Here is a 26107-nt window from a genome sequence, read left to right as displayed (position 1 = left end):
CTCGGCTGTAGAGGTTGTCCTTTCAAATTATCCTGCTGTGATTGGCTAACTGAGGATTTGGCAGCACTAGAGGAGTTAAATCCCAAAAAACTGCGAAGGTGCTGAGATGTTCGCCGTAATTGCGTGATCGGCTGCGTCAGCGAATTGAACGTTTTCATAGCACAGGAACGGCAATGTCTGGTAACAGTAGCGGTCTGCTCACAATTTGCTGTGTGGTGGTGGCATTTTGCTTAAAGACATCTACATTTATTTATTATTCATAAAAAACACTGGAAAGTTTTCCTCCACTCATTTTAAATCCACTCATTTGACATGGGTAGAGCGCAGGTTGCGTGGGAAAATTCCAGTTACAATCACGCCTTGTATAAGGTAACATTAACTGGAGTTTGCGCACAGAAAACTTCATTAAAGTACTATAGACTGACTGTACGCCGATTATGGTTTCGTGGTTACCTTGGTCAATCCCCATGGCTATTGCTTGGGTTTGACTTCCAGATGATTCACAGACCAAATTCACCGTAAATCGGCCTAGGTCATTATTTACAACTTTAGCTTTTCTTTCTTTTATCCATTCCCTAGGGGGATTTGGGGTAATTCCCATTAGTGGCTGTCGAGTTGGTGATAAAATGGCTACTCGCATTGAGATAATCCTCAATCATGGAGTTGTAAGTCCCCTGGCCTATGGCCACGCTACGCGAACGACCACCTAATCCAAGATGATTCCGGTCGTTAACCGCGACTGAAGTAAGCAGTCTTGCAGATACTCCAGCTTAGGGCTTGTGGCTGGAAGTTCTTACCAGGATTAGGCTCAACGGTCTAGTCAAACTTAGGCTTAAGTCTTACCCCATAAGCACCCTTTATTGCGGGGTCAGTAACAGAATATAATCTCAGACTTGACTGATGTTTAGTTTACAAGGCTCAGAAGCCAGTGTTTTTTTTAGATCATCTTAGTTTAACTGGTTTATATTGGTTTTACCTATAGCTGTGGTAGCAAATTCAACACCACGGGTGCAACACAGACCATGAAAAATTTTATGTAGCATCAAGTTCCAGGCTACAGCCCCTTGTAAGTGGAGCTTAATTTTTGGTTTGACAATCCGTTGATTTAACAGCTTATCGCAATCCAATTACCCTTGGTGCTACCACAGCTAGCTTCTGAAACTCAGCTATGGCTGAAACATCATATACACCTGACCACACTGCCAACAACTGCTCTGCTAATTGCCATTGGTCAACCCCAGTACTGTTGAGGTTAAGCGCCACCAGCCAGGGCCCTGGAATACCGATGATACCGTTATAGGCACCAGCTAAAGCACCTGTTAAGGCAGCAGTAGTTTGTGATTGATAGCCTGTAAGAGCTGCACGAGTTAAACAGAGACGAAAATCTTCTGGGGTGTTTAGGAAACAGTACAATGCTAAGGCAATCGATAAAGAGCAGTCATCCTCAGACTCATTTCTACGCCTTTGCTCTCGACGCAGCTGCATAACAGTTTGTTCTAAACTTGCCCCAAGCTCAAGTAGAGTTTGTACTTGTTCCAATTGTTGCACCCAGGCATTTTGATTTTGATAGTTCCCTAGGTAGGCAATGATTCGGGAAATCAGGGTAGGGCAGTCAAGTTTTTCGGTAAGGGCAACAGCGATAGCCCTTGCTATTGTCAAGACACTCTCAAACCTTTGAGAATCATTTTGCCAAATTGCTGCCGCCTCTAGCAGTTTTTGGCGCAACTTGACTTCATCTTCATGAAAAAATAATGCTATTGGTAAGGTTGCCACTGCTGCTTCGCTACTCTTGGCAGTCCCTTTTAATGAAAGGATAGAGGGTTGAGCCTTTTGACAGTGCACTAACCAATCTCCTAAATCGAGGTTGCCACAGCGAATCAAACTTTCAATACCACAAGTAGCAATCTTGCTCCAATCGGAAATCGTCTTACTCAGACCAGCATCCCCAAGGGAAAGCGGTCGAAATCTTACTTGAGCTGGTCGTAACTTTTGGCAGCCACTCCCAGCCAGGATTTCTCCCACAAGGCTACCTAACAAGGCACCTCTAAATCGGTTCAAAAGTGAGTACCGCATCCATATTTTGATTTTGTCAAGAAATCTACTGTGCTTTTAAATTCCCTTTTTCAACCCGCAAGGCAGCACCCATCACCTTTCTAATTTTAATTACTAATCGATTTCCTCAAAGTAAGAACTAGAGCCTGTAACCCCAGTCTATAGCTGTTAGCTCCAAAACCACTAATCTGACCGACTACCACTGGTGCCATGAACGAATGATGTCTAAAGGCTTCTCGTTGATAGATGTTGCTAAGATGAACTTCTACAGTTGGCAAGGCTACCGCAGCTATTGCATCTCGAATAGCCACACTGGTATGGGTATAAGCACCAGCATTAATTAAAATCCCGTCGTGGTGTCCTAAAGCTCCATGTATCCTATCGACTAAGATACCTTCATGATTAGACTGGCACGCTGTCACGCTTGCCTCAAGCCTTTGCCCTTCTTGCTCTAGGAGATAGTTAATCTCATCCAAGGTCAGAGATCCATAAATACCTGGTTCTCGCTGTCCCAGTAAATTAAGATTGGGACCATGGAGAACCAGGATACTTAGACGTTTTCGAGAATCACCGGACACAATAACTATCTAATTCCGACGACACCTTGGGTCATTAACAGGAATGGGTATTGGTTCTGGTTCAGGCTGAGCCTCAGGACCTAATAGCGCTTCAATAAGCTTGCGCGCCCATTCTTGAATTTTTTCCAAAACCTTTTCTATATAGTCCATCAAGCAAAAAGCTCCTATAAGACCACTTGTATCTTTTCTTTTACACTTTCAGTTCCCTAACAGGTTAAAAACCATCACTGCTTTTTGAGCAGCTCAGCAAGGGAATCAGTCTTGCCTAAAGGTTTTTGCCTTGACCATGACTCTGAGAAAGCAAAAAGAACAAAGTGTTGTATCTATTATGTTACTAAGGCTAGCACATTTTATACAATTCATTCAACCAAGATACATTAACCGTGTTTATACCCTCACCAGCATCAGACCTATCAGTTGCCTGACCAAAAATTTTGGGTCTCAAGCCCCGTCCTTCCAGGACGGCTTTGTGTGATATAATAAAATGTAGCCTAGTACAGGCAGGATTCGTCGGTACTGCCGGTTTAAAAACAACGAGCGTTTTGCGATACTAGTACACGAGGAGCGAAAAACCTCGCCAAAACTCATGGATCCTTTCCGGATACCGAAAACCAGTAAAGTAACAATTTAAAACTAAACGTACCGTGGGGCACACGGGAACGGGGGAGACCCAACGCTTAGGGAGACAAGCCCACTGGGGTTAGTTAAATTAGGCTCAATATTTGGTTCTTATGGACGGATATTTGGCTTAAGTAAGGCATTTCAGGATAACTAATTTTAAGGCATGTCGTAGAACTAAGAATCCCCGCTCTTATAGGGGGGGGAGTGTCAATCAGTCAGTAATATTTGGCGAAAGGCTTGCCTGGTTTCGGGCTTCAAATAATTCTGTTGTAAGGTTTGCCACTGTTGCCATGATTTGTAGCGGTTGGCCTGTAGTAACTCAGCCAACTGGGGAGCCTTATGCTTTAGGTCCGAGTGAAAGACAGAGTTTAAGAATTCGTCTAAAACCATACTGTCCTGAATATCACCTAAGATGCCTTGAATTTGCTTCATATCTTCCACATAGTCCTTATAGGTAGGACTATATAGTTCAGTAAATAGGTTCATTTGGTAACGCACCCGCTTGGCTTGCTTGCGTAGATCGTGAATCACTGACCCACGAATGGCTAGGAGGGACTCAACTGCTGCTGGTTTCAGCTGCTTGGGAGTTTGGCTACCAGTATCCTTAAGATCAACACCCACTAGCCAAGCGGGGTGGAGTAACAGGCGGCTGACAATCGGTAAGAGGAAATCAGGTAATACCGCAGCGGCTGGCATCTGAGCCATTTCTTTATAGGTGGGTTTTTTTAGCCACAGTTTTAAGGTTTGCTTAAGCTTTTGGTGTGGCTTACCTTGCAGAGCTTCCCGAACTTGTTTTAAAGCTTTGCACCGCTTTTTTTCCAAGTAAACGTAGGCTTGCTTCAATGCTTTCCGTTCTTTGGCGGGTAACTTGGGTTGGTAACCTTTGTGGAGGGTTTCTTGGAGGACATCTAGATCTCGAAGACTCCCTAAAATACGGGCAATCTTACCAATCTGTTTTTCAGAGGCTGCTTTGGGCAAGTCTAAGGCAGGGGTAAAACTAGTGACGGCGGTACGCAAGCGCCGCATTCCGATACGCATTTGGTGCAGCTGTTCTGGATCTCGATCTTGGAGAACGGCGGCTTCGTGACTAAGCATTTTCTGGAAGTGTTTCTCAATTCCCAGATAACTCCATTCTCCAATGGTTTTGGTTTGGGGTAATACTAGTTTGTTCATCGTCCCAGTCTGACCTCTAGCAAGCCAGACTCTTGAGATTGAGGTTGAGTAGACTCAGGATAGTCAGAGTCCAAAGCTTAACGTAAAGTTAACCAAAAGCCCACTTTGATTAACTTTACGTTAAGGATAAAAATAATGTTTTGTATTATTACTTATTCAGAGAATATTGTCAAGTTATGATCAGACTTTGCATAGAGGTTTGCAGCTCATGAGTCAGGTCAAGTATAGCTTGTCGGATAAATTCTAGGGGCGGTTGGGCATGACTCATCGGTGTCTGGTCGATTGTGTCTGTTGGATGATATTTGCAGCACTAACTGATTAATCAAAGGTTTGATTTATTGTGATCAGATGTGATGATCTAAGGATGGGTGCTTCCATCAGGCATAATTGTTTCCCTTAGCTTAGCTTGACTTAGTTCAGCTTCAATGATAATAGCCCCAGTTAAGTTAGCTTTACTGAGGTTAGCGCCCCTCAGCTTAGCTGTAGTGAGGTTAGACCCGCTTAAATTAGCTTTGGTAAGGTTCGCCCATCTAATGTCAACCCCGTAAAGGTCTGCCTCTGCTAGGTTAGCTCCAAACAGATAGGTTCCACTCAGGTGAGCTTCTGCTAGGTTAGCCCCTGGACACTCAGCTTTGTATAGGTAAGCCCCAAGCAGTTCAGCTTGATGAAGATTAGCATTGCTCAGATTAGCATGGCAGAGATTGGCAGCCATAAGGTTAGCCTCAACCAGGTTAGTCCGTCTTAGCTTTGCCCCACTTAAATCTGCTTCTGAGAGATTAGCTTTGAGCAAGCTAGTGCCAATTAGGTTAGCATTACTCAAATCAGCTTCCATGAGGTTAGCTAGGGTCAAGTCGGCTCCAATTAAATTGGCACCATTTAGGTCAGCCCTGATCAGGTTAGCTGCTATAAGTTTAGTCCCAATTAGCTCTGCCGAGATCAGTTTAGCTTTGATCAGTTCAGCATCTTGGAGGTTGGCATTACTGAGGTTAGCTTGGCTGAGGTTAGCGCTAATGAGTTTAATATTGCCCAGATTTGCCTTTCTCAGGTTAGCTCCTGCTAAGTTTACCCTTTCAAAGTTAGCCCCGTTGAGGTTAACTTCGCTAAGGTCTGGTTCTAGATCTAGATTTGTCTTTCTCCATTCTGTCCATCTCAATGGATCTTGTTTGAGTAGAGCAAGATGTTCTAGATTGGCCATTGAGGTTCTCCTTCACATTATGTAGCGGTGCCAACAAAGACTTTAACTCAATGGCACTACATTAAGGGATCAGCTCAGGAAGAATTACTTTCTATTCCTTGCGCTTGGTAGCAGGATGTTCACGACCACTCACGCTTTCAATAGCTGTCAGCGCTGCCTGAGACGCTGCTAATATATCCCGTTCTTCTCCGCCTAGGTAGAGGCGTCCAAAGCTGCCCACTGCACTAATTTGTAAGATGTTAATTAAGGCGGATTTCTCTGCTTCATTAGCAGCTAGGGCAGCATAGGCAGCTGGCTCAACTTCTAATACATACAGGGTTTGCCCTGCTAGCAACATTTGACCGCGCCGTGTGCGATTAATTAACTGGGTCTGGTGGGCATCAATGTTACGGATAATTTGGCTAGAAATGACCCGAGGTTTGAGCCGATCCTGTTCCCGGACGCCCAGTGCGTCTAAAATTGCTTTGCCAGCTGTACGGGTTTCCCCTTGTTTATTAGCATGCACCTCTAGAAGTCCGTAAAGCCGTTCGACCACCAGCACTCCTGGACGCACGGCAGTGGATTTGAGGGCAATATCGGTAATCCGGTTAATTTCAATACCTGGTGAGATTTCAATCCAAAGGGAGGTATCTCCTGGTAAGGGCAAAAATCCTAACGCTACTGTTCCCATGTAAGCGGCGTGCTGAGGCTGCAAGCTGTCTATGTATACGTAACTGCGTAGTTCAATACCCAAAGTTTAATCTGTTCCTTTTTTGGTGACTAGAAGTTGTCCAAAAGGTAATTCGCACTCACAGAAGCCTACCACACCTCTCGACCTTCTGGTTTACCCCAGTGAACCTCTTCACTGATTTCGACTTCATTGGCTAGTAATTCATCTAGGGTATATTCTCTGGGGGGCAGATGGGTTGCTCGAGCTTTTGTTCATAGACATCAACAGCAATTATGACAAGCAACGAAAGATATTATTTTTGTGTTGCTATAGTAATAAAGGTCTTCAATGGTCAAGTCTATAATAGTTTGGCATTTAACAATAACAAGTTCTTTTAGATGCTCAAACAAAATTATTTAAATTTGTTTATTAAAAAAATAACTCGTGGTTATTTTTTTATGCATATATACAAATTATGTCTGGCATTCGTTGTGCTATTTTTTAGGTAAATTTTTAAGTAATTTATATAAAAAAAGCTATTTAAAGTAAATTAAATAGCATCAATGCAAGCATTTATTAAAGGTACAATGGTAATATGTTTACTAATGAAACCAAGGAAACGTAGAGCTTCGCGAGCTAAAATTTCTATAAACACGATTAGGCTAATTTAAATTAAACTAGAAATTAGCCTATAGTCACAAAAATCTAAAACGCGGAAGCCCCGTCTTTTTAAAGCAGGGAGGAAGCGTAATAGCGGCTTGACGCGCCATCAGCTATAATGAATAAAGACCGAAATAGACAAGGCACTCTTAACTTCGGAGTAACAGCTAGTTCAGTAGGTTAGTATCGGCGAGTGATGCGCAAATCGAAGTATTGGGGCTGTCCGAGAATTGACTCGGTTGTAGAAGCTGCGGATTTGTCTGTAGAGTAAGCCAGCCTGGAGGTTCAGCGCTTAACCCTTAGATTCGATTAATTTGGAGTCTAGGCGCGTTAAGTATGCTAGGGCTACTGAAAACCAACGTTCTGAAGTCTGGGCGAAAGCACCCGTGCTATGCCTAGCGGCAGGCTACGCCAACAGCCGGGGGTAAGCTTACATACCTTCTCAGAGTGCAAAGAGTTTGTCAATCCTGGCTGACACACTGTTGATGAAAGTTTTCGAATGATGAGATAATGGTAGTTTGGTCTAAAAAGGAAGTAAGTAATGCGACTGTCTGAGATGCTGTTGGTGACACTGCGGGAAGACCCAGTGGAAGCAGAAATCCCCAGCCATAAACTTTTGCTCCGTGCGGGTTATATTCGACGTATTGGCAGTGGCATCTACGCCTATTTACCGATGATGTGGCGTGTCCTGAAAAAAGTTTCTCAGATTGTGCGGGAGGAAATGGATGCCACAGGTGCTCAAGAGTGTCTACTGCCTCAGCTACAACCGTCTGAGCTGTGGAAAGAATCAGGTCGTTGGGACACCTACACCAAAGCTGAGGGCATTATGTTTGCTCTGATTGACCGACAAAAGCGGGAATTGGGACTTGGACCAACCCATGAAGAGGTAATCACTACTGTTGCTAAGGACATGATTCGCTCCTATCGGCAATTACCTCTAAACCTGTATCAAATTCAAACTAAGTTCCGAGATGAAATTCGCCCCCGATTTGGCCTGATGCGGGGACGGGAATTCATTATGAAGGATGCATACTCCTTCCATACCAATGAAGAAAGCCTGAAAAAAACTTATCAGGCGATGGATCAAGCCTATCGAAATATGTTTAGCCGCAGTGGTTTGGAGTTTAGAGCGGTTGAGGCTGACTCTGGGGCGATTGGGGGTTCGGGTTCTCAAGAATTTATGGTTCTGGCTGATGCTGGGGAAGACGAGATTCTCTACACGGAGGATGGCAAGTATTCTGCCAATGTGGAAAAAGCGGTTTCCCTACCACCAGACCTAGAACCCTCACCCTATAACACTTATGAAAAACTAGAAACTCCAAACACCTCAACTATTGACACCCTATGTCAATTCCTGAAGTGCTCTGCCACTAGTGTGGTTAAAAATGTTCTTTACCAAATTGTCTATGACAACGGGATGACGGTGTTGGTTTTGGTGAGCATTCAGGGGGATCAAGATGTAAATGAGGTGAAGTTACAGAATGAACTGGTGAAATTGGCAGACCAATACGATGCCACAACGGTTTTAGCCCTGACGGTACCAGAGGTGGCTACCCAGGAAAAATGGGCATCGAAACCTCTACCTTTGGGCTACATGGCACCTGATTTGGCAGATGATTACATCAAGCCAGCTAAAGATATTGCGCCTCAGTTTTTGCGGTTGGTAGATCAAACAGCAGTGGAACTGAAAAACTTTACTACTGGTTCTAATGAGTCAGGCTATCACGTAGTTGGTGCCAATTGGGGTGAGCAATTCCAGTTACCGAAGCTAGTGGTGGATGTCCGTAAGGCAAGTCCAGGCGATCGCGCCATCCATGACCCGAATCAAACCCTAAAAAGCGCTCGCGGCATTGAAGTTGGCCATATTTTCCAGTTGGGGAGGAAATACTCATCTGCGATGGGGGCTACCTACACCAGTGAGCAAGGGGAAGAAATTCCTTTATGTATGGGCTGTTATGGGGTGGGAGTATCTCGGTTAGCTCAAGCAGCTGTAGAGCAATCCTATGACAAGGATGGGATTATCTGGCCAGTTGCGATCGCACCCTACCATGTGATTATCACGATACCCAATGTGGGAGATACCCAGCAGATGGCAGCAGCAGAAAAACTCTACACTCAACTCAATGAAGCAGGTATCGAAACCCTGCTTGATGACCGCAACGAACGAGCTGGGGTCAAGTTCAAAGATGCTGATTTAATTGGGATTCCCTACCGGATTGTGACTGGGCGATCGCTTAAAGATGGCAAAGTGGAAGTGGTGGAACGGGCTACCCACAAATCGACAGAACTCTCCCTTGAGGAAGTGCTACCCACCCTGAAGCAGTGGATTGATACAGCTGTAAGGACGGTTTAGCTGTCCGGCAAAATTCATCCCACACCTAATGCTGCGCATTAGGTGTGGGATGAATTTTGCACAGGGTATGGATGGAATTGCTATAATATAAGTACTGGTAAACAAAGCCGAAAATGCTGGTTTGTCAGCAAAACAGTCTTAAAAAAAAGACCAAGAAAACAGAGCGGCAGGGCAGTCCGTTCTTAAAGCCCAGCGCCTCCTAAGCGATAGCCGGATTGGCGCTTGTTGCCTACACTGAACCCAACGGGTCAGTGTAGGAGCTGTCACGATTGAGGGTTGCAGGTTGTTCGCTTAGCGTGGCCTTTTGACCAAAGTTGTTTGCCCAAGGGGATTCGGTGTAGGGATACAAGGATAACCATTGGGTAAAAATCATTAATGATTAATGATTGTTAAACTAATTCTATGGGTAGGGAAACGGTAAAGGTCGTTCCCTTACCCAATTCACTGTCCACAGTTATCTGACCCGCCATCAGATGACAGAGCTTTTTCGCGATCGCTAAACCCAACCCAGCCCCACTATACTTGCGGGTGTCCGACTCATCTACCTGAGAGAAGGGTTCAAAAATCTTGGAATGTTGCTTTGGACTGATGCCAATACCCGTGTCACTGACTTGAAATGTGATTGATGGTTTAGTTCTTTGGTGTTGACCAATATCAGGAATAGTTGTAGATGGTGAATTAAATTGATCCTCAATCTCTGCTGTGCCATCACTCTTGTGGACTATCAATGTAACAGTTCCCTGCTCTGTAAATTTACAAGCGTTGTTGAGCAAGTTAAGCAGGATTTGACGCATTTTGGTGGGGTCAGTACGGATTCGGCCAGGGTTGTTCAAATAGATGACTTCTAAGGTATTGTTGTTCTTTTCTGATAAAGGACGCACAGTGGTTATCACTTCTTCAATCAATGAGGATATCTCAGTATTTTCTTGATGCAGTTTTAGCTCACCTACTTCCATTTTCGATAGATCAAGTATGTCGTTAAATAAATTCAGCAGATGCCAACTAGAGTTTTGAATCTTCTCTAGCCGGGGAATAAAGTATTCTGGATCCGACTTTTGAGCCCGAGCTTGCAATAACTCACTATTACCAATAATGATATTTAGAGGCGTGCGAAACTCATGGCTCATGTTCGCTATAAATTGGCTCTTAGCATAGTTAGCTTTCTCAGCTATTTCTTTAGCTTTGATTAGCTCCTGCAAGTAAAGTTGACGCTGTTTATGAGCCTGTCGGATTTGGTGTTGTTGTTCTCTAACTTGCTCGACAAACTTTAGGGTTTTATTGATGGTAATTTCCAAATCCTGAAAATCTATTGGTTTGGTCAGAAAATCAAAAGCACCACGGTTCATCGCTGTTCTAATATTTTTCATATCCCCATAAGCTGATACCACCACTGCTTTAAGTGTTGGGTCAACTTCAGGGATAAACCCTAGCAAGGTAAGACCATCCATCTCAGGCATATTGATATCAGTTAAGATCAGATCTATTCGTTTTGAGGATTTTAGGATGTCGAGCGCTTCAGAGCCATTATGAGCAAATAAAAAGTCCAACTCTTGAGTTCTGATCCGTTTTCTAAGTCGCTGTTTTATGAGACGTTCTAATTCCAACTCATCATCCACAACAAGGATGATTTTTTTTGCATATGTCATGTAATTTTATCTCCCCTTGAGGATTACCACTTAGTAATTTAGTAATGGGTAATCAGTAAAATAAGTAATAAGTAATAAGTAATTTGTAATTGTGATTAGCCATGACCGATTACCAATTACCAAAAAAAACGTTTATTATTATGAACACTACTAAAAATACTGGTATCTATATAATTCCCATTAAATCTTGAAAAAGTAACAGTCTATACTAGTAAAGTTATTTGATTATGTTTGCTGGTTTGTGAATGTATGATGACCAAAGTAGTGTCAATTGCTGCTGCCTAAATTCGTGAAGGGTAGGCAAATTATAAATTCGGTATAAGCTCCCAATTCAGTGTCCACATTTAGTGTTCCTCTATGCTGTCCAATGATAATATCATAGGTTAAGGATAATCCTAAGCCTGTTCCTTCTCCCGTAGGTTTAGTAGTAAAGAAAGGATGGAAGATCTTCTCCTTAATTTCAGGCGGGATACCAGTACCATTATCACCAATCCGAATTTCTACTGAGTCACTTAAGCGCAATGTCTTCACCCAAAGCATGGGGGTAAATGGTTCACCGATATTCTTCTGCTTGCTCTGGAGGGCATAGCAAGCATTTTCGATAATGTTAATGAAGGCACGACTAATATCACTAGACACCAACTCCAGTTGACCAATGGAATCATCATAGTCAGTTTTAATCGTGACATTGAAGTGATGATTCTTGGCACGAACACTGTGATAAGCCAACTGGATAGCTTGGGCTAATACAGCATTGAGGTCAGTGAGTTGGAGTTGAGTACTGTCAGTTCGGGCATGCTGCATCATACTTTGAATGATGCCCTCGGCTCTTTGACCATGACGTTTGATAGCGAGAGAATTGTCTCGCAGTTCTGTCAAGGTGTCTTTGATATAGCTAGCTGTTCTTGTTTCTATATGCTCTAATTGTATTTTAAATTCTTCGATGAGTTCCTCAGCTAACTCCATCGAACCTTCGGCATAATTGTTGACAAAGTTCAGAGGATTCCTCAGTTCATGGGCAACCCCTGCAGTTAACGTGCCGAGGTATGCTAGTTTCTCTGTGGCAATAATTTGCTCTTGGGCTTCCTTAAGCTGTTGGAAAGTCTTACTTAACCTCGTTTCCGCCGCCGCACGTTCCGCGACTTCTTGTTTCAAACGGGCATTTTGCTCATCAAGGGTTCTAGTCAAATGTCTTAGTTGTAGATGTATCCTTACTCTAGCCAATACCTCGTCTTGTTGAAACGGTTTGGTGATGTAATCGACGGCTCCGATGGAAAGACCTTTGACCTTATCAACTGTGTCAGTCAATGCGGTCATGAAAATTACCGGAATGTCTCGATTTGAGGGGTTTGCCTTTAGTCTTTTGCAAGTCTCAAATCCGTCAATTCCTGGCATCATTACGTCCAAGAGAATTAGATCGGGTTGATTATAGTTAACTTGTTCAATCGCGCTTTCACCATCTGTTTCCACAGCAACCGTAAAGCCAGCATTGTGCAAAGCCTGGGATATGACTGATAAATTGGTGGGTGTATCATCTACAACTAAGATGAGATTTTTGTCTTGATCGTATGTCACTGGTTCAGGGTCCTATCAACACAAATTGATTTACTCATAAGTAAAATATCTATAATTTATCATCCCTTAACCATGTCTAAGTATAATAAGTATAAATTTATTTATTAAAATAAAACAAATAGTTTTGAGTTATAATCCTATAAAATTTAGTTAGTATGGATTGATTTTGATAAATGAATGATTTAACTTATTATAGTTAGCAAACCCTAAGCCGAACCAAAAAATGGATAGCCTGATTAATCTGTGCTGCTGCATACTTGAAGCTATTCCTGAAAAAGGTGCTTGTTTAGGATTATATAAACTTACCTTGAACTTACCCTCAGGGAAAATACTGACAGGAGGCGGTATTTATGGCAGTTATTGTCAAACATCGAGAAACGAGCCAGGAGTATATTTGGCTCGGTACAGGATTCGGAGCTTACAAGTCATCACGCCCAAGTCGTTTCTTGGGTGAACTTTTTCCCCATGAAGAAGAAGGAGAGTTCCGTGTTGTAGCGGTCTGTGATCGATTCGGCCAGATTTTATGGTTCTACTCAGCTCAATTAGTGGTAGTGGAAGTCGATGGTGAAACGCCATCAGAATTAGTTGATTAATATCAGAGGGAGTAACTCTACCTGTAGCGTGCGTTATTAAGGTAAGCTACTATATAAGCGAGTTTGTTGCCTACTTTTGCTTAAGTCCTGTTCGCGCAGCGTCGGCTTTGCCGAATCATTTCTGGATTATTACCCATGATAAAAACCTCTCCTTGTCTGCTTTCCCATCAGCCTTAACTATGGGTGTTCAACTAGATTTGTTCTGATGGGCTATTTCCCAAAGCTAGAATTTCTTGCCACTCCTGATTTGATAAAGGCTTCTCTACCAACTCCACACTAAAACAATCAGCAGCAGCATGAGTTAGGGCATCCACCACAATGTTTATTAAGGCATCTCCCTGTTGAGCCATGGGTAGATGAAAGGGAGGGGGGGCTTCCCCAAATACTTGAGTATACAGTCCAGCATCTGGTTCTAAGCGAATTGAGCCATGCTGCAAAATCACATTACCACGGCGCAATTGAGCACTACCAATCAGTTTAGAACCATCTGCCAACACTAAATCGGCACCAGTAGCAGTACCGAAACAGTTGGGATTGTGAATATACCCCCGTCGAGCTGAACCATAGTGCAACTCTACACCAAGGGAGCGCCACCCCTGAATCAAAAACTCACAAATTTGGTGATAGGCATCAAGACGTTTACCAGTCAACCCAGAATTAACCACCATATAGGTCAAATCTCCCTGATGTAGGACAGCTCTACCACCACTGGGACGCCTTACCAGCTCTACTGGTTGTGATGCCCAAGTGAGTTGTTCCCAGAACTCAGGCCAACGGCGTTGATGGTAGCCCAGAGAGATGGTTGGTGATGCCCAGGTATAAAATCGCAATGCTGGGGGATGTTTTCCCCGTTGGTGCTGGGCTAGTAGCCACTGGTCAATGGCCATCTGAAGCCGCCCTGATGCCTGTAGTAAGGGAATTAAACGCCAGGATGAACTCTGAAGTCGTAAGTCTGAACTATCAGAAGTCTCAAGTGGTAAGTCTGAAGTATTAAACAATGCCATTGTTGGCTGATTTGTTCGCGCTATTGATTAACTGGTATGTTTTAAGCTTTATCCTTCACCTGTGTGCTAACATCAAGTTGAATCAGAAGATTCTAGGCCGCACCAAACTCAGCTTGTAATAAGTCATCATTGTCATCGGCTATAGTGGCTACCACGGTAATGGCGCGAGAAATTTCTCCTGGGGACAATTCAGCAACAGTTCGCGTGGATAACACGACAACTTGATCCTCAACAATAGCAAAGCGGGATTCAAAGGTGTCATACCAGTTCATTTCCAGGAGCTTGCGCATCAATGTTGCCTCGTCCTTGGCAGGTAGATGCATCACAGAAGACCAAGCTGTAAAGGTGTCATCATCTGTGGAACCAGTGAGCTGAACGAATACTTCCACGCTACCGTACTGAAACTTCCACAAGTAGCCTTCTTCACTGTGGCTTACCATAGCGCTATTGTTTTGTTCCAGGCTGGAGATGACCGTTTCAATGTTTTCGACATAGTTAACGGCAGTCATAGTCTGGTTGAACTCACTGGCAACGATTTCTGCCATTGACAAGTCTTGACTAGATAGAGTGTCAGGATTCGGCTGTGGGTTTGTCATAATCTATTTCTCTGTGCTGGTCTTGGGGTTTGCCTAAGACCCAGTATCACCTGTAGCTACCCTTGTTGACACGTTGATTACTTTTCTTAAATCAAGGGTCGAGACGTGCAATTAGGTGAGACAGGTAAAAAGGAAAGGGTCAAGGGGAAAAAATGATTTTGCCTTAACCTGTTGCCTTGAACCCTTTTCTTAGATTTTACCTTTGAGATACTGAAACACTAACAAATGCCATTCAACAGCTTCTGATTACTTGACCAATTTTCTAGGAGACAGCTTTTTGCTGATTTTTCGATACCTGATTGAGACCCTTCAAAAACATTGGCACAAATTTTTCGATAAACCCTTGTGGATCTTGCTGCCAAGCCTTTTGTGCTACCTGAATCCTGGTCATTTGCAGTTCAGGGGCTAGCAAGGTTTGGGGTAAGCGCTCGATCAGGTACTGAGGACGTTCCCACACTGGCAAAGTATTGGCAACCTCCAGCAAGTTATTGAGTCGGCGTAGTTCAGCACCTGCCATCAGATCTATACCAGATTCATAAGCCGCCTGTTCTATGGCTACATACTGGCGCTTTGCCTGTTCTACCTTCTGTCGATGTTCTGGGCTTTTCTTGGCAATTTGTGCCAACCATCGATTCCCCCAACGGACATGACCAACTTCCTCTGGGAAAATCTGTTCAATGGTTTTGAGAATCTTAATATTTTCTTCAGTTCTAGGTGAGTCGTTCAATGCTTTGATGTGAGCTGAGAAGTACTCACATCCCCGTTTTTCGGTGACATTAATCGCTGCCAAACCATGGATCAGTCCATCGTCAAGCTTTCCTTGTTGTCTATAGCTTTCCTGGTCGATGAGTCGATCAAATTCGTTGATGTAGGACACTCCTGGGGGCTTACCAATATCTGCCCCCAGTTCCATGAGTAGGTCAGTCAGCCACATGGCATGACGAGCTTCATCAGCAATGTGATGAGATAGGTCACGCACCAGTTCTTTTGGCTGACCATCCAGCTTTTCTACCAAATCCGTGAGATCTAGGCAACTGTGTTGTTCGTTGTAGCGATAGCGGTTGAGCATGACCAGGTGAAGTTTGCGATCGCGTACCACATGTGGCAGGATTTCACGGGCACCCATGCCGTTGTTTGATTTGTGAGGATATGCAACTGTCATAGATTTTATTAGGTGACATATTCCCACACTGACCTATCGGTTCAGTGTGGGCTTCTTGCCAACTCCACCCAACGGTTCGGATACTCGGCAAGCTTTATTAACGATACGGGATGCCCCTCCGCACCGGAACAATACAAAAAATTTCTATTTTAATTAGTAGGTGGCGGTTAGCTCTTAATTTTCTTCCCTACTACTTTCATTATAGATCTTGGTACTCAAAACGGCAAAGATCTTGTCCGAGGTGTTCGTCACTTCTGAGCGATATGAAATATTAATTAATAAAGAGTTACAAATAAATAAAGAAGCCACCCTTAAGGATGGCTAATGGTCTTAGTTAACCATTGACAAAGTATTAGACATCGTAGTAGAGTGCGAACTCATAGGGATGAGGCCGCAACCGCATGGGGTTGACTTCGTTGTCTAGTTTGAACTCAATCCAGTTCGTAATGAAGTCTTGGGTGAATACTTCTGATTCAGTCAAGAAGGAACTATCCTTGTCTAAAGCTTCGAGAGCATCTTCTAGAGAACCGGGGGTGGATGGAATTTTGCTCAATTCCTCTGGAGAGAGGTCGTAAATATCCACATCTAGAGAATCACCGGGTTCAATCTGGTTCTTGATGCCATCAATACCAGCACAGAGCATGGCGGCGAAGGCGAGATAGGGGTTACAGGTGGCATCAGGGCAACGGAACTCTAACCGTTTGGCTTTAGGATTGGGGCCAGATAGAGGAATGCGGATCGAAGCTGAACGGTTACCTTGGGAGTAAGCTAAGTTCACGGGCGCTTCAAACCCAGGTACCAGACGCTTGTAGGAGTTGGTGCTGGGGTTGGTAAATGCTAAAAGAGCCGGTGCGTGCTTGAGTAAACCACCAATGTAATTGAGCGCGAGGGTACTTAGATTGGCGTAACCATCACCCCAGAACAAGGGTTCCCCATCCTTCCAGATCGATTGGTGGGTATGCATCCCGGAACCATTGTCGTTAAATATTGGTTTGGGCATGAAGGTGACAGTTTTGCCATACTTCTTGGCAACATTTTTGATGACATACTTGTAAATCATCAGATTGTCAGCTGCATCAATTAGGGTGCCAAAGCGGAAACCCAACTCGTTCTGTCCACCTGTAGCCACCTCGTGGTGGTGCTTTTCAATCGGTACACCGCATTCTGCCATGGTGAGCAGCATTTCGGTACGCATGTCTTGCAGGGTGTCCGTGGGGGAGACAGGGAAATAACCTTCTTTATAGCGAGGCTTATATCCCAGGTTACCACCTGCTTCTTCTCGACCAGAATTCCAACGACCCTCAACGCTGTCTACATAGTAGTAGCACTGGCTCTCAGTTTGGTCAAAGCGAACATCATCAAACACAAAGAATTCAGCTTCTGGACCAAAGAAGGCGGTATCCCCAATGCCACTGCTAATCAGATAGTCAAGGGCTTTCTGAGCAATGCTGCGAGGATCGCGGCTGTACCATTCCCCAGTACGCGGTTCCTTAATGCTGCACGTCATGCTCAGGGTTTTTTCTTTCATGAATGGGTCGATCCAAGCTGTTTTGGGATCAGGAACCATTGCCATGTCAGATTCGTTGATTGCTTTCCAACCCCGAATACTTGAACCATCGAAGGGAACTCCATCCTCAAAGGAACTCTCTTCTATTTGGTCTTGGTAGAACGAGCAGTGCTGCCAGATCCCTGGCATATCAATGAATTTAAGGTCGATGATTTTTATGTCTTCGTCTTGAATCATTTTCAAGACTTCTTGTGGGGTTTCAGGCATGAATGACTCCTTTGAACAGCTTTACGTTTGTTTACAAAGAAACAATTTTAGAAAATTACTTGAGTCAGTGACTCTACCAAAATTGGCGACACTGAAGCTTTCCCAAACCGAGGACTGACTGGGTAAGCATCCGAGTCAGTTATTCGCGGGGAGATCCTTTTTTTTGAGTGGTGCAAGCAGCACGATTTCCTTAAAAGCATCTTGATTGGCTTTTCCCTTGAACAGTGAAAAGTTGTAGTTCCCTGATTCCTGACTCATCCTAGGGATAGAAAGTAGGACATTATGTATCTAACAATACAGAATGTCCTAAGATGATCGGATCTCATATGAATAAAAAATTAAATTTTCGAGTTATAGACTCAGTCAGGTTGCCAAACAGGCTCCCACAAAGGCTCAAGAGAAGGTCTTTGTCTACTCAACAAGGGAGCGAATGGCAAAACTAGGCTCTGGTTAGTCGCAGGTTTTGCCTACATACATCTACTATCTATATGGGCAATGAGATTAGTGAGTGCATTTGGTCGGTCGGTTCTAATTTCCCTGTTTCCCCCCTCTGGGAGTGTCTTGCTCAACTTAATGGTCCTATCTATGGTGGGCAACCCCCAATCCTATAGGAGGATTCAGGATGAAAGCAACAAGCAACAGGGTACAATCTAGTGATGAAAGATATGTATACGCTTAGCTCCAGGCAATTATAGCGTCTGGAGTTGAGCACACATTCAACTTGCTGTTTAACTCCTGTGGAGTGCATAGTGTAGCGCTATGTATCTGTTGAGTTCTCGCCCTAAATCTAGGGAAGACACCAATAGTAAATCAAAATTATCAAGATTGTTGTTGGGAGAATAATTTAATGAGGGATCTAGTCACAAACTTGATTAGGAATTATGATAGCTCAGGTCGCTACCTAGATCGGGATGCCATCGATTCACTTAAGTCTTACTTTGAAACTGGCACCGCTCGGGTGGCTGTAGCTACTTTAATCAATGGCAATGCTGCTTCTATTGTCAAGCAAGCATCAGCACAACTGTATGAGGAAGTTCCTGAACTGTTGCGTCCAGGTGGCAATTCTTATACCACTCGTCGTTATGCTGCTTGTTTACGAGATCTGGATTATTACCTGCGCTATGCTAGTTATGCCCTAGTTGCTGGTGATACCAATGTCCTAGATGAGCGGGTTCTACAAGGGTTGCGGGAAACCTATAACTCCCTAGGTGTGCCAATCGCTCCAACGGTTCGTGGGATTGAGATTATGAAAGATATGGTCAAAGCAATGGCAACAGAAGCTGGTATTGGGAATATCGGATTTGTTGATCAGCCCTTTGACCACATGAATCGTGAGTTTAGCGAAACAGATGTTTAAGGCATTGATGCTTGGTTGACAGTTGACGGTTGTACGGGTAACTGGACTGGTTGCCCGTACTATCGCGCTGCCCGTAGGGAATCGGGAATCGGGAATCGGGAATCGGGAATCGGGAATCGGGAATCGGGAATCGGGTAATTGCTGATTTAATTGCTAATTTTGTCAAGGTCTATTACTTGAACGCTGCTCCAGGAAGGGAGGAAACTAGCAAACCTTCTAGAGCCGACCGCCACAAATGATTGAAATGCGATTGGCCGTAGGCCACGCTACGCGAACGCTTAATACAGGCTTGCTGGTTTTTACCACTCAGGACGGATAACTGGCTTTTAAAATAGTACATAAATACTAAATCACGTCCAGCCAGTATGTGTGGTAGATTCACCCTGACAACTATAGGGGTAAGCCTAGCGCGAGCTTTTAATTTAGATGATGTGCCAACCCAGGAGGCTAGGTACAATATTGCCCCTACTCAGCTGGTGGCAACAGTATTAAACCCCTCAACTGAGACTGAGCGACAATGGCAATTGTTACGTTGGGGTTTGATTCCTAGTTGGGCAAAGGATCTTAAAATTGGGGCAAAACTGATTAATGCTAGAGCAGAAACGGTAGCAGAAAAGCCAGCATTTCGCAGTGCATTCCGTCGTCGGCGTTGCTTGATTGTAGCGGATGGTTTTTATGAGTGGCGACGAAAGGATGGCAAGAAGCAACCGTTGTATTTCCAGGTCAATAACCCCACCCTGTTGAGGGATGGGGCTTGCATAAACAACCAATTATGCGTGTTTGACTAGACCATTTGAGCCGAATTTTGGAACGAACGCTTGGATGCTTCCCCAGTTCAAGTCTCTTCAAGACTGTGTTGTCAGTCGCTGTTAGACAGGACATCTTAAATTCGGTGGTCCAGGGGACGGGTCAAGTGCCCAAATACTTTTCTCGTGAGGTTTATCACCATGTTACGAGTTCCAGTTATTTCACCTGATGGCAAGCCATTGATGCCCACAAAAGCTTCTCGTGCTCGTCGTTGGCTTAATCAAGGTCTTGCCGTTGTTTACCCAAACGATCTAAATGTTTTTGCTGTTCAATTAGTTAACCAACCGTCTGGAGAACAAGTCCAGGACATTGCTGTTGGTATTGACCCTGGAAAGATGTTTTCTGGCATTGCTGTTCAGTCAAACAAAGCCACTCTTTGGACGGGACATTTAGTTTTGCCATACAAGAAGGTTCGCAAACGCATGGATACTAGACGAATGATGCGAAAAACTCGCAGAAGTCGTCGAATAGATCGCAGGGTACCTTACTCTCAAAGGTCTCATAGACAAAAGCGATTCTCAAACAGAGTAAACAAAAAGGTACCTCCTTCAATTCGAGCAAATCGCCAGTTAGAGCAAAGGGTGGCCAAAGAGCTTAGCCTTTTATACCCAGTAAAAGCTATTGTCTATGAGGTAGTCAAGGCTAGAGGAGACAAAGGTTTTTCCCCTGTAATGGTAGGCCAATACTGGTCAATATCTCAGCTAGAAAAAATAGCCCCAGTGACTCAGAAACAAGGCTGGGAGACTGCCCTAAAAAGAGAAGCTCTAGGACTGGTCAAGGACAAAACCGATAAAAGTCGGCAGTCACTCAACACTCATGCGGTAGATGGGATAGCTTTAGCTGCTACTCATTTCTTCCGTCGCAAGAATTACTATCACAACAAAGGCAAATTGAGTGTTCCAGAAAACTGCAATATAACTAACGCTTTGTTATTTGTGATTAGACGTGCTCCTATAAGTCGTCGTCAATTACATCTGTTGCAATTTTCGTGCATGTGGAAGACGACGTAAATACGGAGGAACCACCACTAGTCATGGTTTTCGTAAAGGAGACTACGTTGAGGCTGTTAAAGCCGGGAAAACCTACCGTGGGTGGGTTAGCGGCGAGACAGTAAAACAGGTTTCCGTTAGCGATATCAACTGGAAAAGAATCGGACAGTTCACAGCCCGGAAAGTCCGGCTTTTAAAACGTTCAACGGCCTTAATTGTCAACCAATAATTAGAGGCGCGGCTTTCCTACCCACCTTAAGAAGGATGGGGTATCCAGCCGCGAATAATTGATGAAAGATAAGCGTCCGTTTGCTTTTGCAGGCCTTTGGGAACGTTGGAAAAATCCAGCGGGTGAGATAATTGCTTCTTGTACAATTATAACCACAGTAGCTAATGACATTATCAGTCCGATCCATGATCGGATGCCAGTGATATTAGAACCTAGTGATTATTATTTATGGCTGCATCATCAGGTAAGTCAACAGGAGCTATTGCAGCCACTACTGATTCCCTATGATGCCCAGAAGATGAGTGTTTATCCCGTTAGCACTACTGTGAATAATGTCAGAAATAATAGTCCTGAGTGTATCATCCCTGTGGAAATTAATAATAAGTCCAATAGTCACTACCATTCTACATTTTAAATCACCATGACTGCTTTTACAGTAAGTTTCAACTCTATTATTGAACTGACCGATGACCAATTTTATCAGTTATGTCGAAATAACCCGGAGATTAAATTTGAGCGCAATGCCAAGGGAGAACTGATTATTATGTCACCTACTGGGGGAGAAACTGGTAACCATAATGCTGAAATAATCATTGATTTAGGTATTTGGAATCGACAAGCTAAATTAGGGGTTTGTTTTGACTCTTCGACATGCTTTAAACTCCCTAATGGTGCTGACCGTTCTCCGGATGTAGCGTGGATTAAACAAGAACGCTGGGATTCACTTAAACCAGAGCAACGCCAGAAGTTTCCACCGATTTGCCCGGATTTTGTGCTAGAACTAATGTCTCCAAGTGATAGGTTAACGGTGACTCAAGCCAAGATGGAGGAATATTTAAAAAATGGGGTACGTCTGGGCTGGTTAATCAATCCTCAAGCACGGCAAGTGGAAATTTATCGACCAGGACAAGTGGTGGAGGTGTTAAACTCTCCTAAGACTTTATCAGGGGAGGAAGTTTTGCCGGGGTTTGTCCTGGATTTACACTATCTTTGGTAAGCCTAGGATTATTGTGTGTTCCCGTAGCGGCTCTTTCAGAGCATCCCTTTTTTTTAGTAAGCAAGACGTGAGCAATATTTGCGGTTAAAGCTGTTAGATAATTACCCAAAAATACCATGACTGCTTTTACAGTAAGTTTCAACTCTATTATTGAAATCACCGATGACCAATTTTATCAGTTATGTCGAAATAACCCGGAGATTAAATTTGAGCGCAATGCCAAGGGAGAATTGATTATCATGTCACCTACTGGCGGAGAAACTGGTAACCGTAATTCAGAAATAAATGCTGATTTTGTGATCTGGAATCGACGAACTAAGCTAGGTAAAGTTTTTGATTCCTCCACATGCTTCAAACTCCCTAATGGTGCTGATCGTTCTCCGGATGTAGCGTGGATTAAACAACAACGCTGGGATTCACTTAAACCAGAGCAACGCCAGAAGTTTCCACCGATTTGCCCGGATTTTGTGCTAGAATTAATGTCTCCAACTGATCGGTTAACGGTGACTCAAGCCAAGATGGAGGAATATCTAAAAAATGGGGTACGTCTGGGCTGGTTAATTAATCCTCAAGCACGGCAAGTGGAAATTTATCGACCAGGACAAGTGGTGGAGGTGTTGGAGTCTCCTAAGACTTTATCAGGGGAGGAGGTTTTGCCTGGGTTTGTCTTGGATTTGCACTATCTTTGGTCAACCTAGGATTGTGGTTGCGTCAATAATCACTTCCCCAATGATAATTTTTTAAAAATTCAACACTAGTTTTTTAGAGGTCTGCTATGGGTCGTGCATCAAAACTAAAAAAACAACGTCGCCAAGAATCTCACGATGTTACTAACAGGACTTCATCCCGAGCTAGGTACGTATTATTTGAATCCAACACCTCTAATTACCTAGCCTCATTAGAGTTATTAGGTGGTATGGAACGGTTAAATTGGTGTCCTCATCCAGGGGGAGCACTCAAATTTGATTCCTCCAGTCAAGCCCAAGCCAAAGCTAAGCGGATTGCTAAGCAAAGAGGATACAGCCTAGAAGTGGTTGAGCTTAATTCTGAAAATGTTAATACTGACCAAAAACCTTAGTTACAACCTCCACATTCGGTTCAACCTCTATCCAAAGGGTGGCACCACCATTCTTGGGAGACTCGGGTCGATAGACTAACCGGGATGGCCCGCTGATTTCTACATAATGACAGTTGATATCGCGATTACCCCGTTTAACTGTAATCACTGGGTCTGTTGTATGGTTTTGTTGATTCTTTTGAAGTACTTCCTCGTTGAGGTAGATGTGAGTTAGGGATTTGCTTGGCTGTTTTCTCCAGGAGCCTTGTGGTCCACGGCTACCGGGAATTATCTTGGGCATACCGTTATATAGGGGAATCCGCCAAAAGCGACCCACTTTTTCGGCTCCTTGAATTCTGCCCTCTTTAAGGAGTTGGCGAACTCGTTGAGGACAAATACCTAGGAGATAGGCGGCTTGGGTGGTATCTATCATGATCGGACAACTTACTATAGCGCTATTGATTTATTCGGAAATATACCATACAATGAGAGCAATTGCCAAGTTTTATAGGGAACAGGGAACAGGGAACAGGGAACAGGGAACAGGGAACAGGGAACAGGGAACAGGGAACAGGGAACAGGGAACAGGGAACAGGGAACAGAGATTATTAAAGATTAAGTATTAAGGATTAAGCATTAAGTATTAAGTATTAAGTATTAAGTATTAAGCATTAAGCATTAAGTATTAAGTATTAAAGATTAAGTACTAAGTATTAAAGATTAAGTGTTGAATCTAGTAATAATGGTTTAGCAAAATTTCTGATCTCTGTGCATAAAGTAGGATAAAAATGAGCAAAAATATCTTTAACTATAGCAAATTATCGAAAACTACTTCTTAGATCTCCCGTCTCCACCCTATCCCCACACGTAAGCATTCAGGCGTCAGCCGTCAGCCGTCAGCCGTCAGCCGTCAGCCGTTGGCCAACGACTGATAGCACCTCAAGTAGCGTGTGCGTAGCACATAAGCTGAATGCTGAATGCTGAATGCTGTTCGCGTAGCGTGCGCGTAGCGCTTAAGCTGAATGCTTACCACTCTCGCTTATTCCCTGGCTCCAGCCCTATAGTTCTGACAGTAATATCGTCGAAATCGATAACCAGGGACTTTGGATATAGATTGTTTATCCTTAATACAACCTTGGGATTTTAACTCAACAGAGGCAGAAAAATTGACTACCCACAATTCTAAAGGTTTGGGCAGTTGAGCGACAGTTTTTTGTAGCGTTTCTGTAGCCACCCTTGGCTCGGTGTCTTTATGTGCCAAGAGAAACTGGGGTGAATTAATGGCAGTATCAACAACCTGGCGACGGTTCAATTCCCACGCTAAGCCCATGATTTCTCCTGTTTGTTCATGGCTTTTGTGAACTGTAGCAATCAGGACTGGAAGGGATTGAGACTGGCCATCACTAATCTCTAACATTTTAGCGATCGCAAGATCTGGTCGATCGGCTTTTTGGTAACTGACATGGGATGCGACTATGACTCCACCTACCAATCCCATCAACAGGATTAGTGCTACCCATTGCTGATCTTTGCCTTGGGCAGCTCTCCAACAACTGGCAAAGCTTGCTGCTAGTAACATAATTACGATGGGGAAGTAGACAAACTGGTAACGAGCGGCTAAGGTCAAATCAATCCCAAGACCGTAAGTGATTAATAAGAATAATGCGATCGCTCCCACCAGGAAACCGCCCAAAACCTGAGTCATGACCTTAGTCTGGGAGTGTAAGCTCTGAATTCTGAGTCCTCGACGCAACAGTTGCACGATCAAGAGCACTAATATTACTGTTACTAGTCCAGAGGTGACTATAATCGGTAGGGATTGCCCTTCTACTGGCAGCATCACTACCATGGTGATCAGCCAAGACAACAGTCTAGCTACAGGTTCGAGCAAATTGCTCAGGGTTGTGTCTTGGTGAACCCACTCTGTCAAACGATTACTGGAGGGGCGTGGCAAAATTGGCAGCCAAACTAAGACTCCCATTAATGTCCCGAGGGCTACCGCGTAAATTCGCCACCAGTATTTCCAAGAAAATACTGAACCCCCTGACCCAATCCGTAACCCAAGCATTACCAGTCCTACAGCTGCGATCACCAGGACGAAAAAGTAATGGACAGCTATGCCCAAGCTATTGACAATTACCCAAATTAATGCTATGTAAATCGGCAAGGGAGTCTGCCGTTGAAGCGATCGCGCAGCGTACACTAAACAACTGACTGAAGCGATAACTAATAGAATCCCTAGAGTGTAGTGTCGAGCTTCTTGGGCCAGATAGATGCCATAGGGTGAAACAGCCATCAGTGCTGCTGCGAAGTGACCCACCAGGGAAGAGCGAAACCCTAACCAACCTAAGCCAAACATGGCTGGAATGGAAATCACTCCCAGTAGCACACTCCAGGATCGCGCTACCCACAGGGATACCAATTGCCCATGGGCTGGAAACAGCTTCAGCCACAGATGGGTGAGGACGAAGTACAGTGGTGGGTGATTACTCTCTGTGATTAGGTTATTAATAACGGAATTGATGCTAGCACTAGAGTTTGGTTTGAGGGGAGCTAAGAGGGTATCTAAAGTAATCACCTGATCCAGCGGTACCCTGCGAAAACTATTGCCCAGGCTAAACACTAGGGTGGCAAATTCATCTGACCAGGGGGGTTTTCCGGCCAGATAGGTAAACCGTAAACCTGCTGCGATCGCTATCCACACCAGCAGTAATAGAACTATGACCCAACTACTCCAGCTCTTGTCCACTTGGGATTTTGGGTTGTTAAGAATCATTAGCCATTAATTCTATTTGTAGGTAGGAATAAACGTAACGTTCTCCCACACGGAAGAACGCGGGAGCGTGGTAGCCCCGTGATTTTAATCCGGGGTGGAAACGCGACACGGCAGGTGAGGGATTGCTCACCTGCCGTGGTATAATTAAGAAGTGAGTAAGGATAAACGCCTACGTGATGAAGCGATTCTAGTACCGGAGAAATACCGACCCTCAATGATTGCATTGCGTTAATCCTCTTGTGAACGGGTAAATAATTGCAGATC

At 44.0% G+C, this 26107-nt stretch carries 26 protein-coding genes; 10 read left to right on the top strand and 16 right to left on the bottom strand.

Annotation, left to right across the window (positions count from 1 at the left end):
- Window positions 1-253 precede the first annotated feature (253 nt).
- From F6J90_RS28725 to F6J90_RS28700, 6 genes are all read right to left on the bottom strand, one after another.
- Complete coding sequence (locus F6J90_RS28725; protein WP_293101544.1) at window positions 254-640, bottom strand: RRXRR domain-containing protein; 387 nt, start codon at window positions 638-640, stop codon at window positions 254-256.
- A 473-nt stretch (window positions 641-1113) separates the two neighbouring features.
- Window positions 1114-2073 (bottom strand): ADP-ribosylglycohydrolase family protein, encoded by a 960-nt coding sequence (locus F6J90_RS28720; protein ID WP_293101541.1) that lies wholly within the window; start codon window positions 2071-2073, stop codon window positions 1114-1116.
- Window positions 2074-2159: 86 nt separating this feature from the next.
- Window positions 2160-2630, bottom strand: coding sequence for a type II 3-dehydroquinate dehydratase (gene aroQ, locus F6J90_RS28715; RefSeq protein ID WP_293101538.1), 471 nt, complete (start codon window positions 2628-2630; stop codon window positions 2160-2162).
- A gap of 828 nt (window positions 2631-3458) precedes the next feature.
- The gene (locus F6J90_RS28710) at window positions 3459-4424 is read right to left on the bottom strand and encodes a CHAD domain-containing protein (protein WP_293101535.1); all 966 of its coding nucleotides are present in this window, start codon (window positions 4422-4424) and stop codon (window positions 3459-3461) included.
- A gap of 358 nt (window positions 4425-4782) precedes the next feature.
- Window positions 4783-5619, bottom strand: coding sequence for a pentapeptide repeat-containing protein (locus F6J90_RS28705; RefSeq protein WP_293101532.1), 837 nt, complete (start codon window positions 5617-5619; stop codon window positions 4783-4785).
- A 91-nt stretch (window positions 5620-5710) separates the two neighbouring features.
- Complete coding sequence (locus F6J90_RS28700; protein ID WP_293089230.1) at window positions 5711-6352, bottom strand: hypothetical protein; 642 nt, start codon at window positions 6350-6352, stop codon at window positions 5711-5713.
- A gap of 1117 nt (window positions 6353-7469) precedes the next feature.
- On the opposite strand from F6J90_RS28700, the gene proS reads away from it, so the two are divergent.
- Window positions 7470-9281, top strand: coding sequence for a proline--tRNA ligase (proS, locus tag F6J90_RS28695; protein ID WP_293101528.1), 1812 nt, complete (start codon window positions 7470-7472; stop codon window positions 9279-9281).
- A gap of 229 nt (window positions 9282-9510) precedes the next feature.
- Here proS and F6J90_RS28690 read toward each other — a convergent pair whose 3' ends face one another.
- The 3 genes from F6J90_RS28690 to F6J90_RS28680 all read right to left on the bottom strand — a co-directional run bounded on the left by F6J90_RS28690 (window position 9511) and on the right by F6J90_RS28680 (window position 12502).
- Window positions 9511-9654, bottom strand: a complete 144-nt coding sequence (locus F6J90_RS28690) for a hypothetical protein (RefSeq protein ID WP_293101525.1) — start codon at window positions 9652-9654, stop codon at window positions 9511-9513.
- Between the two features lie 16 nt (window positions 9655-9670).
- The gene (locus tag F6J90_RS28685) at window positions 9671-10927 is read right to left on the bottom strand and encodes an ATP-binding protein (RefSeq protein ID WP_293101522.1); all 1257 of its coding nucleotides are present in this window, start codon (window positions 10925-10927) and stop codon (window positions 9671-9673) included.
- A 267-nt stretch (window positions 10928-11194) separates the two neighbouring features.
- On the bottom strand, window positions 11195-12502 hold the full coding sequence (locus F6J90_RS28680; RefSeq protein ID WP_293101519.1) for a response regulator: 1308 nt from the start codon (window positions 12500-12502) through the stop codon (window positions 11195-11197).
- A gap of 350 nt (window positions 12503-12852) precedes the next feature.
- Here F6J90_RS28680 and F6J90_RS28675 point away from each other — a divergent pair, with 350 nt between their 5' ends.
- A complete protein-coding gene (locus tag F6J90_RS28675; protein ID WP_293101516.1) occupies window positions 12853-13095 on the top strand; it encodes a hypothetical protein in 243 nt (80 codons plus the stop codon).
- Window positions 13096-13286: 191 nt separating this feature from the next.
- Here F6J90_RS28675 and F6J90_RS28670 read toward each other — a convergent pair whose 3' ends face one another.
- The 4 genes from F6J90_RS28670 to glnA all read right to left on the bottom strand — a co-directional run bounded on the left by F6J90_RS28670 (window position 13287) and on the right by glnA (window position 17631).
- The gene (locus F6J90_RS28670; RefSeq protein WP_293101513.1) at window positions 13287-14099 is read right to left on the bottom strand and encodes a lipoate--protein ligase family protein; all 813 of its coding nucleotides are present in this window, start codon (window positions 14097-14099) and stop codon (window positions 13287-13289) included.
- 92 nt (window positions 14100-14191) lie between these two features.
- On the bottom strand, window positions 14192-14695 hold the full coding sequence (locus tag F6J90_RS28665; protein WP_070396130.1) for a YbjN domain-containing protein: 504 nt from the start codon (window positions 14693-14695) through the stop codon (window positions 14192-14194).
- Between the two features lie 262 nt (window positions 14696-14957).
- The gene (locus F6J90_RS28660) at window positions 14958-15857 is read right to left on the bottom strand and encodes a ferritin-like domain-containing protein (protein WP_293101510.1); all 900 of its coding nucleotides are present in this window, start codon (window positions 15855-15857) and stop codon (window positions 14958-14960) included.
- A gap of 352 nt (window positions 15858-16209) precedes the next feature.
- Window positions 16210-17631 carry a type I glutamate--ammonia ligase gene (gene glnA / locus F6J90_RS28655; protein ID WP_293101507.1) on the bottom strand — a complete coding sequence of 474 codons (1422 nt, stop codon included), beginning with the start codon at window positions 17629-17631 and terminating at the stop codon, window positions 16210-16212.
- Between the two features lie 847 nt (window positions 17632-18478).
- Here glnA and apcB point away from each other — a divergent pair.
- Entirely contained in the window at window positions 18479-18988 is a 510-nt protein-coding gene (gene apcB, locus F6J90_RS28650) for an allophycocyanin subunit beta (RefSeq protein ID WP_293101504.1), read from the top strand.
- On the opposite strand, the gene F6J90_RS28645 is transcribed toward apcB, so the two are convergent.
- Window positions 18969-19154: a hypothetical protein gene (locus F6J90_RS28645; RefSeq protein WP_293101501.1), complete on the bottom strand. Its 186-nt coding sequence runs from the start codon at window positions 19152-19154 to the stop codon at window positions 18969-18971. The genes apcB and F6J90_RS28645 overlap by 20 nt on opposite strands.
- A gap of 199 nt (window positions 19155-19353) precedes the next feature.
- Here F6J90_RS28645 and F6J90_RS28640 point away from each other — a divergent pair, with 199 nt between their 5' ends.
- The 6 genes from F6J90_RS28640 (at window position 19354) to F6J90_RS28615 (ending at window position 23088) form a co-directional block, all read left to right on the top strand.
- Window positions 19354-19776 carry an SOS response-associated peptidase gene (locus F6J90_RS28640; protein ID WP_293101498.1) on the top strand — a complete coding sequence of 141 codons (423 nt, stop codon included), beginning with the start codon at window positions 19354-19356 and terminating at the stop codon, window positions 19774-19776.
- Window positions 19777-19935: 159 nt separating this feature from the next.
- On the top strand, window positions 19936-20805 hold the full coding sequence (locus F6J90_RS28635) for an RRXRR domain-containing protein (protein ID WP_366513903.1): 870 nt from the start codon (window positions 19936-19938) through the stop codon (window positions 20803-20805).
- 269 nt (window positions 20806-21074) lie between these two features.
- Window positions 21075-21428: an SOS response-associated peptidase gene (locus tag F6J90_RS28630; protein WP_293101495.1), complete on the top strand. Its 354-nt coding sequence runs from the start codon at window positions 21075-21077 to the stop codon at window positions 21426-21428.
- 6 nt (window positions 21429-21434) lie between these two features.
- Window positions 21435-22010 (top strand): Uma2 family endonuclease, encoded by a 576-nt coding sequence (locus F6J90_RS28625; protein WP_293101493.1) that lies wholly within the window; start codon window positions 21435-21437, stop codon window positions 22008-22010.
- Between the two features lie 116 nt (window positions 22011-22126).
- Window positions 22127-22708 carry a Uma2 family endonuclease gene (locus F6J90_RS28620; RefSeq protein WP_293101490.1) on the top strand — a complete coding sequence of 194 codons (582 nt, stop codon included), beginning with the start codon at window positions 22127-22129 and terminating at the stop codon, window positions 22706-22708.
- A gap of 77 nt (window positions 22709-22785) precedes the next feature.
- Complete coding sequence (locus F6J90_RS28615; protein WP_293101487.1) at window positions 22786-23088, top strand: hypothetical protein; 303 nt, start codon at window positions 22786-22788, stop codon at window positions 23086-23088.
- Here F6J90_RS28615 and F6J90_RS28610 read toward each other — a convergent pair.
- Entirely contained in the window at window positions 23066-23500 is a 435-nt protein-coding gene (locus F6J90_RS28610) for a helix-turn-helix domain-containing protein (RefSeq protein ID WP_293101484.1), read from the bottom strand. The genes F6J90_RS28615 and F6J90_RS28610 overlap by 23 nt on opposite strands.
- On the opposite strand from F6J90_RS28610, the gene F6J90_RS28605 reads away from it, so the two are divergent.
- On the top strand, window positions 23499-23693 hold the full coding sequence (locus tag F6J90_RS28605) for a hypothetical protein (RefSeq protein WP_293101481.1): 195 nt from the start codon (window positions 23499-23501) through the stop codon (window positions 23691-23693). The genes F6J90_RS28610 and F6J90_RS28605 overlap by 2 nt on opposite strands.
- Before the next feature lie 413 nt (window positions 23694-24106).
- On the opposite strand, the gene F6J90_RS28600 is transcribed toward F6J90_RS28605, so the two are convergent.
- A complete protein-coding gene (locus F6J90_RS28600; protein WP_293101478.1) occupies window positions 24107-25843 on the bottom strand; it encodes a hypothetical protein in 1737 nt (578 codons plus the stop codon).
- Window positions 25844-26107 lie beyond the last annotated feature (264 nt).

Origin of the sequence: Moorena sp. SIOASIH (genome assembly GCF_010671925.1) — a bacterium.
Classification (GTDB): Bacteria; Cyanobacteriota; Cyanobacteriia; order Cyanobacteriales; family Coleofasciculaceae; genus Moorena.
The sequence above is the reverse complement of the archived record's forward strand: the minus strand, read 5'-3'. Positions and strand labels throughout refer to the sequence as shown.

Coding starts and splice junctions, on each gene's coding strand:
- F6J90_RS28630 (WP_293101495.1), top strand. CDS start 21,075: ATGAAAGATAAGCGTCCGTTTGCTTTTGCAGGCCTTTGGGAACGTTGG.
- F6J90_RS28675 (WP_293101516.1), top strand. CDS start 12,853: ATGGCAGTTATTGTCAAACATCGAGAAACGAGCCAGGAGTATATTTGG.
- F6J90_RS28670 (WP_293101513.1), bottom strand. CDS start 14,099: ATGGCATTGTTTAATACTTCAGACTTACCACTTGAGACTTCTGATAGT.
- F6J90_RS28725 (WP_293101544.1), bottom strand. CDS start 640: ATGCGAGTAGCCATTTTATCACCAACTCGACAGCCACTAATGGGAATT.
- F6J90_RS28640 (WP_293101498.1), top strand. CDS start 19,354: ATGTGTGGTAGATTCACCCTGACAACTATAGGGGTAAGCCTAGCGCGA.
- F6J90_RS28605 (WP_293101481.1), top strand. CDS start 23,499: ATGATCGGACAACTTACTATAGCGCTATTGATTTATTCGGAAATATAC.
- F6J90_RS28635 (WP_366513903.1), top strand. CDS start 19,936: ATGTTACGAGTTCCAGTTATTTCACCTGATGGCAAGCCATTGATGCCC.
- F6J90_RS28690 (WP_293101525.1), bottom strand. CDS start 9,654: ATGATTTTTACCCAATGGTTATCCTTGTATCCCTACACCGAATCCCCT.
- F6J90_RS28720 (WP_293101541.1), bottom strand. CDS start 2,073: ATGCGGTACTCACTTTTGAACCGATTTAGAGGTGCCTTGTTAGGTAGC.
- F6J90_RS28665 (WP_070396130.1), bottom strand. CDS start 14,695: ATGACAAACCCACAGCCGAATCCTGACACTCTATCTAGTCAAGACTTG.
- F6J90_RS28625 (WP_293101493.1), top strand. CDS start 21,435: ATGACTGCTTTTACAGTAAGTTTCAACTCTATTATTGAACTGACCGAT.
- F6J90_RS28600 (WP_293101478.1), bottom strand. CDS start 25,843: ATGATTCTTAACAACCCAAAATCCCAAGTGGACAAGAGCTGGAGTAGT.
- glnA (WP_293101507.1), bottom strand. CDS start 17,631: ATGCCTGAAACCCCACAAGAAGTCTTGAAAATGATTCAAGACGAAGAC.
- F6J90_RS28620 (WP_293101490.1), top strand. CDS start 22,127: ATGACTGCTTTTACAGTAAGTTTCAACTCTATTATTGAAATCACCGAT.
- F6J90_RS28660 (WP_293101510.1), bottom strand. CDS start 15,857: ATGACAGTTGCATATCCTCACAAATCAAACAACGGCATGGGTGCCCGT.
- F6J90_RS28705 (WP_293101532.1), bottom strand. CDS start 5,619: ATGGCCAATCTAGAACATCTTGCTCTACTCAAACAAGATCCATTGAGA.
- F6J90_RS28710 (WP_293101535.1), bottom strand. CDS start 4,424: ATGAACAAACTAGTATTACCCCAAACCAAAACCATTGGAGAATGGAGT.
- apcB (WP_293101504.1), top strand. CDS start 18,479: ATGAGGGATCTAGTCACAAACTTGATTAGGAATTATGATAGCTCAGGT.
- proS (WP_293101528.1), top strand. CDS start 7,470: ATGCGACTGTCTGAGATGCTGTTGGTGACACTGCGGGAAGACCCAGTG.
- F6J90_RS28685 (WP_293101522.1), bottom strand. CDS start 10,927: ATGACATATGCAAAAAAAATCATCCTTGTTGTGGATGATGAGTTGGAA.
- F6J90_RS28615 (WP_293101487.1), top strand. CDS start 22,786: ATGGGTCGTGCATCAAAACTAAAAAAACAACGTCGCCAAGAATCTCAC.
- F6J90_RS28610 (WP_293101484.1), bottom strand. CDS start 23,500: ATGATAGATACCACCCAAGCCGCCTATCTCCTAGGTATTTGTCCTCAA.